Source organism: Paenibacillus sp. NEAU-GSW1 (assembly GCF_009737085.1).
Taxonomy (GTDB): domain Bacteria; phylum Bacillota; class Bacilli; order Paenibacillales; family Paenibacillaceae; genus Pristimantibacillus.
Window position 1 is genome coordinate 38,494 of record NZ_WOVL01000036.1, and the last position, 10,000, is coordinate 48,493.

Annotated in this window: 8 protein-coding genes, 2 rRNA genes and 1 pseudogene; 2 read left to right on the forward strand and 9 right to left on the reverse strand. The window is 48.6% G+C overall.

Annotated elements, in window-relative coordinates; genetic code table 11:
- Positions 1-80 precede the first annotated feature (80 nt).
- Together GOM71_RS24560 and GOM71_RS21680 are read right to left on the reverse strand one after the other, a co-directional pair.
- Positions 81-281, reverse strand: a pseudogene (locus GOM71_RS24560) (RNA polymerase subunit sigma-70); the annotation flags it as partial.
- 211 nt (positions 282-492) lie between these two features.
- The gene (locus GOM71_RS21680) at positions 493-1,275 is read right to left on the reverse strand and encodes an MBL fold metallo-hydrolase (RefSeq protein WP_156284902.1); all 783 of its coding nucleotides are present in this window, start codon (positions 1,273-1,275) and stop codon (positions 493-495) included.
- Between the two features lie 111 nt (positions 1,276-1,386).
- Between GOM71_RS21680 and GOM71_RS21685 the strand changes: the two genes are divergently transcribed.
- Both GOM71_RS21685 and GOM71_RS21690 read left to right on the forward strand, forming a co-directional pair.
- Positions 1,387-2,262: a LysR family transcriptional regulator gene (locus tag GOM71_RS21685; protein ID WP_156284904.1), complete on the forward strand. Its 876-nt coding sequence runs from the start codon at positions 1,387-1,389 to the stop codon at positions 2,260-2,262.
- 181 nt (positions 2,263-2,443) lie between these two features.
- A complete protein-coding gene (locus GOM71_RS21690; RefSeq protein WP_156284905.1) occupies positions 2,444-2,776 on the forward strand; it encodes a hypothetical protein in 333 nt (110 codons plus the stop codon).
- A gap of 48 nt (positions 2,777-2,824) precedes the next feature.
- Here GOM71_RS21690 and GOM71_RS21695 read toward each other — a convergent pair whose 3' ends face one another.
- From GOM71_RS21695 to GOM71_RS21725, 7 genes are all read right to left on the reverse strand, one after another.
- Positions 2,825-4,315 (reverse strand): outer membrane protein assembly factor BamB family protein, encoded by a 1,491-nt coding sequence (locus tag GOM71_RS21695; protein WP_156284907.1) that lies wholly within the window; start codon positions 4,313-4,315, stop codon positions 2,825-2,827.
- Positions 4,316-4,471: 156 nt separating this feature from the next.
- A complete protein-coding gene (locus tag GOM71_RS21700) occupies positions 4,472-5,203 on the reverse strand; it encodes a uracil-DNA glycosylase family protein (RefSeq protein WP_173275904.1) in 732 nt (243 codons plus the stop codon).
- Positions 5,204-5,450: 247 nt separating this feature from the next.
- Positions 5,451-6,089, reverse strand: a complete 639-nt coding sequence (locus GOM71_RS21705) for a cell wall hydrolase (protein WP_173275907.1) — start codon at positions 6,087-6,089, stop codon at positions 5,451-5,453.
- 129 nt (positions 6,090-6,218) lie between these two features.
- On the reverse strand, positions 6,219-7,418 hold the full coding sequence (locus GOM71_RS21710; protein ID WP_367649742.1) for an MFS transporter: 1,200 nt from the start codon (positions 7,416-7,418) through the stop codon (positions 6,219-6,221).
- 229 nt (positions 7,419-7,647) lie between these two features.
- Entirely contained in the window at positions 7,648-9,255 is a 1,608-nt protein-coding gene (locus GOM71_RS21715) for an ArnT family glycosyltransferase (RefSeq protein WP_173275910.1), read from the reverse strand.
- A gap of 381 nt (positions 9,256-9,636) precedes the next feature.
- Positions 9,637-9,753: ribosomal RNA gene (rrf, locus tag GOM71_RS21720) — 5S ribosomal RNA — on the reverse strand.
- A 123-nt stretch (positions 9,754-9,876) separates the two neighbouring features.
- Positions 9,877-10,000: ribosomal RNA gene (locus tag GOM71_RS21725) — 23S ribosomal RNA — on the reverse strand; the annotation flags it as partial.

A 10,000-nucleotide genomic window follows, 5' to 3' on the forward strand; every position in this document is an offset into this window, starting at 1 on the left:
CTCGCCGCGATGCTTTGATTTAACAATCAACACGCGGTTCTTGACGACGTACATTTGACGTGCGACTTTGACCATAACATCTTGACGATGTGCGCAACCAAACGCAGGTTGTGCTCGATAAGCAAATTACGCGAATGCGCATTGCCCTCCGCCATAAGCTGCAAGTGCTTCATTTCATCATCCTCGTGAAGCGGTTGCGGAAAGGCGTTATTTTTGACGTACGATACAAGCATTGACAGCTGTTTAATAAACAGCGCGATGGCCGCAAACAATCCCATAATTCCATGCACCCCCAGGTCGGATCACCGAGGGGCAGCTCCCCTCAGTGCACAATGAAGTCGGTTTTACATTGTATGAGGGCGGGAGCCTAGAAGTGCATGTACGGGATAGACGAATTAATTCTTAACTTCCTGATACGTGGAAAAATAGCCAATGCGACTTAAAGTCCGCAGGGCAGTATCGCCATGCGGACTTCTTTTGCTGACTATAAAGTTATGCGAACTCTGCCCGTTCCGCCAGCTCTTTGAGCTTCTCGTTCACATCGCCGCTAAGAACGCCGCCATGATAACAGATTAACGTCTGGATATCATAGTTCAGCAGCTTCTTGATCGATTGGCGAGCCAATTGATCGTCCACATTGTTGATCGGTAACACGATACGGCCGTCATGGATCATCAGCGCATCTCCGGCGATCAGCGTCCGGCTTTGCTTCAAATAGAAACTAATATGCCCTGGTGTATGCCCCGCAGTATGAATGACGACGATGCCTCCGCATCTTGCAATCTCCTCGCCATCCGCAACAATATGGTCAACGGGCGCGGATGGCGGTCGTTCCAGCAGACCGGCAATCATATTGCGCTGATCCTCTGGCATCTCCTTCGGCACATTAGCGCGCAAGCGTTCTACGAATGCCGGGGTAAGCTTAAGCAGCCTGCGCTCCCCTTCGATAAATGGCTTCTCTTCGGCTGTCGCAGCAATGGAGATCAGCTGCGGAAAATATTGCCGCAATTCCGCCATGCCTCCGATATGATCCAAATCTTGATGGGTCAGCAACAGCTTTTGCAGCTTTTCCTCGGGAATGCCTTCCAGCGCCATCGCTTGTTTCAGAACGGGTACGATGCCTGTAACGCCAGCATCGACCAGTATCGCCCCCTCTTCATCCCAAAGCAGCGTAAGGTTGTATCGATCCGGTTCATCCTCCGCTTTCGTACCTACTCCAATTGCTCTGAATGGCAATGTCATTTCTACCGTTGCTATACCGTCTGTTACTTTCATCTCATCATCCCCTTCCGTTTGATTCCAGTTTATCGTTGATTAATCATGCCGTCTAATTTATGATAATAATAAAATCAATGAATATTATTTATGATTTGGAGATGAAAAGCGATGGAGCTCACGCAGCTCAACTATTTTTTAACAGTCGTCCGGCTTCAGCATATGACCAAAGCGTCAGAAGCGCTGTCCATTACGCAGCCCGCGTTAAGCCATGCCATTTCCAAGCTGGAGGATGAGCTGGGCGTTCCGCTGTTCGAGCGAAGCGGCAGAACGATTCAGCTAAACCGCTACGGCAAACGGTTTGCCGAATCGGTGACGAAGGCGTTGGATGAGCTTGACAGCGGCAAGCAAATCGTCCAGGAATGGGCCGATCCCGAGACAGGAATCATTTCCATGTCGTATTTGAACATTCTTGGGGCAGAGCTTGTACCGAAGCTCATTCGCAGCTTTAGCGCAAAGCATCCAGGCATATCCTTTGATTTAAAGCAGGGCAACCACACGGTCATCGTCAACCAGCTAGATAACGGCGCCAGCGATATGGCCATCACTTCGATTAAGCCGCACTCGGATACGTACGCCTGGATCCCGATGCTGACAGCTCCGCTGTATGTCGTCGTTCCGAGCGCTCATCGCTTTGCCGGTCTGAAGGAAATCCGCTTCCAACAGCTTGAAGGCGAGCCGTTCATTGAGGTGAAAAATAGCTGCGGCCTAAACGAATCGCTATGCGCCTGCTTTGGCCGGGTCGGCTTTCAGCCCGCTACGACTTTCGAGGCTGACGATTTGATGACCGTCGCCGGTTTTGTCGCAGCTGGCCTAGGCATATCCGTGCTTCCGCAAACGAATGGATTAATACTCGATGGATTGGCATGGCTGCCCATTGCCGATGAAGGCGCGATCTGCGAGGTCGGGCTGCAAACCAGAAGGGACCGGTTCCTTTCGCCGGCCGCCAAACGGTTTATCGATGATGTGCATGCATCCTTCCAATAACGAAAAATGTGCAAAAAAATGCCGAAAAGCCACCTGCGCTTCTCGGCATTCGGTATTCTCAGGGTCGGGAATGCTTTTCCGTCCGACATGACTTAACATGAAACCCGTCTATTGGACAACCACATAATCCGATTTGATAGATTCGCATATACTGCTTGTATCAATAGAGGAGGGGATAAACATGAGCTATGGACAAGGTCACAAAAAAAGCCACAAAAAAGGCAGCTCGATCACTTACAATTACTACTACAACATTTATAACAACATCCACATTGAGCAGCGTGCAGAAGGCGGCGGGCAAATCAACAAAAATGTTGGACAAAACTCTAACCAGGGCGGTCAATCGGCATTCAAAAGCCGTACCGGAAATAAATTCGCCAACTTCGCGAACGGCAACGGCAGAAGCGGCTTGGCCGGCAAGAAAAACGACGAGATCGGCGGTCAAGAGTCGAAAAAAATCAACGTCAATATTAAAAAGGGCGGCAAAGGAAAAAAAAGATACCCTCGCCGCTAACCAAGCAAAACGGCTGAGACGACTAGGCGATCTCAGCCGTTTACCATATTATTTCAAAGCGATTCCGTATATTTTTCCGCCTCGCGAAGCGACGACTGCCGTATTGTTAAACACGGACGGGGTCGATTCAATGTTCGTTCCGATATTCAAGCTTCCCAGCTTTTTGCCTTTGCTCGCATCAATGACGGATACCACACCGGCCGAATCAGCCTGGATGATGTAAGCTTTGCCGTCCGCATCGTAAACGTCAACCGGCGACGACCACGCGTAATTTTTCATCGTCATACGCCACGCTTCTTTGCCTGTTTTCTTGTCCAGCGCCACCATAAGCCCGCCGCTAAACGATCCGTATCTCGCTATTGTAAAAATAACATAATTCGAAATGCTTTTCTTCCCCAGCACCGGCGTGGCTAGCAGCCCTCCATTGACCGGATGATCGCCGAGTTGCGAGAAGCTGGCGTATTTTTGCTGCCATACAACCTTGCCCGTATGCCCATTAATTTTTCGTATATAGGCATAGCCTTCAGTGCCTTGCTTGTCGACCTCTGTTCCTGTGTAGAGGAACGGAACGTCATTCTCCGCCTCAATGACGATCGTCGCATCGGTATCGTCAAGCGGGGCTAGATTCCACTTCGGCTCGTGAGTTTTAACATTTATCGCTTGCAGACTGCCACCATTATCCGCGAAAAAAGCAAGGTCGCCGTACGCCGCAATGGAATTTTCAATGCCTTGATAGCTGTTTCCTTTTATTTTATACCGATATTTACTGACTTCCGGTTTGATCGTCAGTTTCTTTTTCGCCGGTTCGAACGCCGTATTCAGCTTAATCTTATACATAAGTCCGTTCTCCCCGCCAACGGTCAGCGTATCGTCCTGCCGGTTGAACAACGCCGAACTGTCGAACGCGCCCCATTTGCGATAGGCGAAGGAATCGATGCCATTTGCTCTGAACAGCCGCTTTTGATCGATCAGACTGTACAAACTAAAGCCGATCGTGCCATTCTCGGGAATTCCTTCCCCCACGTACAACAAAGGATAGCCTCGCGCATCTACCGACACGCTCCCTTTGATCGGATTGCCGATTTTGATTGGGCTGCGCGTCTCTTCTCCGGTGCCTAGATCGAGAAAATAGACATAGCCGTCAAGCGAAGCGTAAATGACTTCGGTAAAATTCGCTTTCGACTGAAATTTCGGCTTAACGTTCATCGCTTTCAACACTTCAGGCGACCATTTCACAATTGCCGGCTGTCCCGTCCAGCCTGCGCCTCCGCCCCACGAACTTGACCTGGTTTGCTTCGACCATGCGATTTTCGGTTTGAATGTTGTCATCGAGGTCGTGCCGAAAGACGGCGCGCTCCGCTCGTTCGAACCGCGGAAGGTGAGAATGCCTTCCGTCTCCGTATATTTCAACGGAAAAGCTTTAGCCGCAGCCGGCTTCCGGTTCCATTCGTACGAAAACAGACTGCCTGCCATTACGAGCTGCTGCGACAATAACATAAGAGAGAGTACGATTACTAGCGTTTTCGTTGCGCGGTTCATTCTATCATTTCCCTTCAGTTGGCAGGATAGATAGATTGTAACCAAACGCTAACGAGAAGCCTGTCAAACGGTCAACGTTGATATAGAGAAAGCTTTGTCGCATTCATGAGGAATACGTAACTTTTTGCTTGATCTCCGTATTTTTTGCCCCGCCGGTCAACGATTGAGAAACCACTGCTTTACGCGCCGCTCCATCTCATCTTTTCGCTCGGCAAACTGCCGAAACCGATGACCGTTCGCTCCGGAAGGATGCGGCATTTGAAGCAGGCAGCGGACGGGATCAAGCTCTCCCTCGTCAATAAACTTCTCCAGCACATCGGCTGTAGACTTGCCTAACGGTACGATGAGCGCCTCTTTTACAGCACGCAGCTCCTCTAGCAAAATACTTCGAGCGTAGCTCATCAGAAAATCGGACTTTACGAGCTCCGGCTGATGTCCCGTATAGTTGTTTCCTTTCCGGAATACAGGATAACGGACTGCCGAAGTCGTATGGAGCAAATGGCGGTCTTTTTCGAACAACGCTTCGCTGCTTTCAATTCCAATCGCTTCCGGCAGGCCGATTGCATCGAGCATGCTGTACAAATTTTTACGCATCGATCCTGCGAAGCTGGCAACGCCTTTCGCCCGTTTGTCGATATCTGGGTATGGATTCCCCTTGCCCAATCCGATGATCGCCTGCTCATAGGCTAGCTTCATTTGCGTAAAACCAGGCGTAATGCCGATAATCATCACTTTCGCGCTTTCATTGACATATTCGAAAGGGATGTAATAGACAGACAGCTTATGATCGACTGCAAGCAGCAGCTCGGGCACAAGCAGCAGCTCCTTCGTCAGCTGCTTGTCTTGCAAAGTCGAAATGTAGTCCTTATATTGATGAAGCTGGCTCATGTACCGCTCTCCTTCTGTGAACATGCCAATGGATCATAAATACAGCGACAGATACCTCCACACCTTCTTGTTCATATAGAATCGTTCAGCATTTTCTTTACTTATTATCATAATCAAGCTTTCCTCATGTTTTCTTTATCAATTATAGCACTATTGCCTTGAGAATAATCTGTTCTCACTTTCACATCAGAATGGAATAAAAAAGCTTTCCGCTGCAAATGCAGCAGAAAGCCAGTTCACCAAACAGCTATTTCAGAAAAACATGATTGCCGATTTTCGCCGTCACTTTGCGCGACTCGAACCAGGTTGAATCCGTCACCCTCGGATTATAGAAATAGTAGGCGCCTTTTGACGGGTCCACTCTGCGTGCCGCTGCTTTTGCCGCATCGAACGCTTCATCATCGGGCAAGAGCCAGAATTGGCCGTTGCTTACTGCACTGAAAGCGTTCGGAGCAAAAATAACATCGCGCACGCTGCTAGGAAACAACGGCGACCGTGACCGATTAAGCACAACGGCGGCTACCGCCACTTGGCCGCTATAGCTTTCGCCCCGCGCCTCCGCATACACGACTCGCGCCAGCCGCGATAAATCCGAACGGCTTACCGTCACTTTGCGCAGCGCGCGCATCGTTGACGTTCCTGCGGCACCGTCCTTCTCGAGTCCGGCTCCGCCTTGAAAAGCCATTACTGCATGCTTGGTCGACACGCTAAATTTGCTTGTGATCGACCCTTTATAATATCCGAGCATATAAAGCCGCTCTTGCAAATCTTTGACCGCTGCTCCGCTGCTGCCTAGCTTTAAGGCAGAAGCATCGGCGGAGCCGGTCAACGTTAGAATGGCCGCCAGCAACGCGATAGCGAACATTCCTGCTGTTTTTTTCATCATCATCAGTTCCCTCCAGTTCTAGCTCATGCTGTCCATGCCGAACATGTCCGACGGAAACTGATTTTACCATAACATCACTATTGACAATGGAATTCATAGAATATTCTAATTGAAAACTAGCTTTTCTCATTATTCGCCGGCTGCCGATTTATTGCCGCGTACGAGCGGAAGAAGCAAATATTGCAGAAGCGCTCCGCCGAACAGCACGATTGGCAGCCATACCGATTCGGTATCCTGCGCCATAATGATCATCATCGCTATCGAAAGCACTCGGCCGGTATTCAAGAACAGCTCCCTTATGACTACCGATTCTACCCGAAGCTGCCCTTTCAAGGGCAAACTGCTCATGATCCGAAAATAAAACGTATTCAGCGTGTTGCTTGCAAGCGGATTGCAGATCGAGAACACGATCATAAATATCGCTACCGACCAAAGTTTCACTTCAATCAGCAGCATGGCCGCCCCGATCACAATAGCCGTAGTTGAATATCGCAAATAGGAGCTTACATTTTCTTTCTTTGTTTTTGATATCGCATAACCGGTACCCACTGTCAGCGCCGAGAAAAACACGCCTAAGTAACCGACCCAGTCTTCGCGGCCAACCGCTTGGAAAAGCAAAATATTAGGCAGAAACAGCATAATGCCCTGAAAAAGCCCGAATACGAAGAAGCTCACTAGCGCCATCAGCCAGCGCGGATGCTTTTTCATCAACAGTCCCGCAAACTTCAAGTAGTACGCCTTGTGGTGCGATTTGATTGCTGGAATCCGAAAGCTGATAATGGCTGCGACAATAAACATTACGAAAGCGAGCATAAAAATAATCATATAGCCCTGCAGACCTTCGCTCTGCTTAATGACATAGCCAGCCAACGCCGGCCCAGCAAGACCCGCAGTATTAAAGACAATTAAGTTTACGCCAAGGTACCGCAGCCGATTGGCGTCGGTAGAAACGTCATACTGCATAATCAAATAGCCTGTCCAATAGAAACCGGTTGCAATACCGTTTAAAAGAGCAAACCAAATATAGTATTGCACGACTTGCTCCTGCGCGATGACGACAAGCAAGTAAAACAAAGCGTTCATTGCAATGCCGATCCGGTAAATCAGCATTTTGTCCCATCGCTTGGCGACCCAGCCCCCGATAGCAAAAACAACAGGCAAACTGCCGTACACAATAATATTGTACAGGCCGTTTATGACTAGATCCTCCGTCAGCCGCCATAAGTACAGATTGAGGAACAGCCCCGACATCGAGGCTCCAAATTGAAAAAAGCCATGAATGATGAGCGAGACGACAGCGTTCGCACCCAGCCTTCTCTCGGGAGGCACCGTACTGCCTTTTGGTAAACGAAATCTTGATCTACAGCCGCTTAACATATGATGTCTCTCTCCTTGACCTTGCAGCGCTAGTCATTTGATGCGTTCATTTTATCATAGCTGTAAAAGTGAAAGAGCCAGCTATACTTCCATTAAGCCCGCTAAATAAGCAAATGGCCCCCTTAGGAGCCATTTGCCTTCCGCTAATGCTATTTTATTGCCTAATTCGCCTGATTTCGTCCTATCTCTCAGTCAAGACTAAATATTGTTTGAAATGCTTTACCTTATATTTGGATATGTCCTCGGGGAGCGCATCCCCGCTCGACATGAGGTATGCCGCTTTTTCGCCCTCTTGAATGACAGGCTGTCCGAAGCGGTATCGGCCAAACGATTGAACCTGTTGAAAAGCGCCGCCTGGATTCGAATACACAACCGTATCCATAAAATCATGCGGATTTACTTTTTCATTTACGAGCACATAAATGTAAGGCATGTTTATTTTGTCGGTAATATAGACGGTGCCATCGGTCGCATCCGACGCGTACTGGATCGCTTCGCCCAGCCCTTCAAAAAACATCGGGCCGATTTGCTTCGGATATTCCTTGAAATAATAGTTCGTAAAAAATAAAAAGTATCCCGCTAGCATGACGACTGCGAGCCTGCCTAACCATTTTTCCTTGTCTATCAGCCATGCAAGACCGGCCGCCGTTAGAAGCAGCAGCGGATAAAACACAATATTAATCCGGTTAATATTGGCATCGCTCAAAATAAATCCTAACGAAATGGCAAAAACCAGCCAAAGCATAATAATCAACTGCGCGGCATCAAGCTTGCTTTTCAGCAACTTTGCCGTTACTGCAAGACCAAGAACGATTAGGGGCAGCGCAATCGGATACATATAGCCGTATGTAGGAATCGCATTCCATAGTAATCCGTCATTTTGGCTAATGATAATTTCCAGAAACCGCTTCATATTATGAAACGAGCTGCTAATCATTTCCGAACCAAACACGCTGGAAACAGACTCTACGCGGGGAACGGTCAGCTTTGGAATCGTAAAGACTGCATGAATCGCATCCGAAGAGAGGCGGTTAATTAATACGAAAAGCGCTATTGGTATGCCAAGCACAAAGGCTGCAATCACGTTTGCGGCAAGCTGCCAAACCGTAATCAATCGTTTTATTATGAACAGCGCATAAATTGAAATGACAAACAACGGCACGAAAAAATAAGCAGTGCCGTAGGCGTACAGCGATATCGCCATAACCGCTGAAAAGGCAAACAGCCATTTCGGATTGTTAAGCGCTTTGAGCGCAAAACAAACGGCAAGCAGTACGAGTGCCGGTAATAGATTCGATTCCAGCGCCCATCTCGACATCATGATATGCCAAGGGCAGATGACGATCACAAATGAAGCGATAACCGCTGCGCGATGGTTTGGAATAAAACGTTTCGCCGCATATAGAAACAAGAAAAGTGTAGCCACGCCTGCAAGCGCGCTTACGATGCGAATCGAAAAAGCGTTTAATCCGAACAGCCATATAAACGGCATAGAAAAATAGGCATAAAGCGCGTTCTGACCGCTCCCCCAGGCGATGAGATGAATCGGCAAAAAGCTGCCGTTACGGTCGATTCCATAATTCAGTATGGCAAATGCGTCGTAACCGATCGAAGCTTCGTCTTGATTCAAACCGGCAGGAAATGCAGCAATTCCATATATACGGATGAAAATGCCGAGTATGAAAAGTGTCGTCAGGATCGGCTCGTTCCTGAGCAAAAGCAGGATGCGAGGTATTGAGAATGGCTTATGCAGCTCGTTTCGGCTAATCGTTTGCTCTTGTATGGTCAATCCACTCACTTCCTTTACGTATAAAACTAGGACTATTCTATTATATGGATAGAATAGTCCTATGGGAAGATAAAATTGCTGGCACATCAGCAGATATAGTAGTCGCTAAAACTACTGCCGCCTTCTCCGCACTCTATGCTGTCCTTTTCCCTTTACCTCGAAACTGTAACGGACATGAGAGACCTTATTCGAGTAATTTTCTCTCTTCATTATTCGCTAACGGACATCAGAGACGCTATTGCGCCAGTTTCAGCTCATTCGAGTCAGTTTTCAAGTAAATAAGGGCGCTGGTGTCCATTAGCACGTGGCTCATTATCGTTAGCGCGCTCAACTCTATGAACAACAAAAAACCTGCCGCATCACATGCGGCAGGCTTCTCGTGCTTGGCGACGTCCTACTCTCCCAGGACCCTGCGGTCCAAGTACCATCGGCGCTGGAGGGCTTAACGGTCGTGTTCGGTATGGGAACGCGTGGTTCCCCTCCGCCATCGCCACCAAACGGTCAAGGGTTGTACCTTGAAAACTGGATGCGAAATGTTTGAACTCTTTAGCAAGTTCGGGGTCCCCGCAAAGGTATCGGAATTAACTCCGGAAGCATTCGCTTCACTTTGTGGGGCTCCATTAGGATAAGCCCTCGACCGATTAGTACTGGTCAGCTCCACACATTGCTGTGCTTCCACCCCCAGCCTATCAACCTCGTCGTCTTCAAGGGGTCTTACGAATTGGGAAATCTCATCTTGAGGGGG

Excerpts from the sequence above, each read along its gene's own strand:
- GOM71_RS21685 (WP_156284904.1), top strand. The coding sequence starts at position 1,387 with ATGGAGCTCACGCAGCTCAACTATTTTTTAACAGTCGTCCGGCTTCAG.
- GOM71_RS21705 (WP_173275907.1), bottom strand. The coding sequence starts at position 6,089 with ATGATGAAAAAAACAGCAGGAATGTTCGCTATCGCGTTGCTGGCGGCC.
- GOM71_RS21690 (WP_156284905.1), top strand. The coding sequence starts at position 2,444 with ATGAGCTATGGACAAGGTCACAAAAAAAGCCACAAAAAAGGCAGCTCG.
- GOM71_RS21700 (WP_173275904.1), bottom strand. The coding sequence starts at position 5,203 with ATGAGCCAGCTTCATCAATATAAGGACTACATTTCGACTTTGCAAGAC.
- GOM71_RS21680 (WP_156284902.1), bottom strand. The coding sequence starts at position 1,275 with ATGAAAGTAACAGACGGTATAGCAACGGTAGAAATGACATTGCCATTC.
- GOM71_RS21695 (WP_156284907.1), bottom strand. The coding sequence starts at position 4,315 with ATGAACCGCGCAACGAAAACGCTAGTAATCGTACTCTCTCTTATGTTA.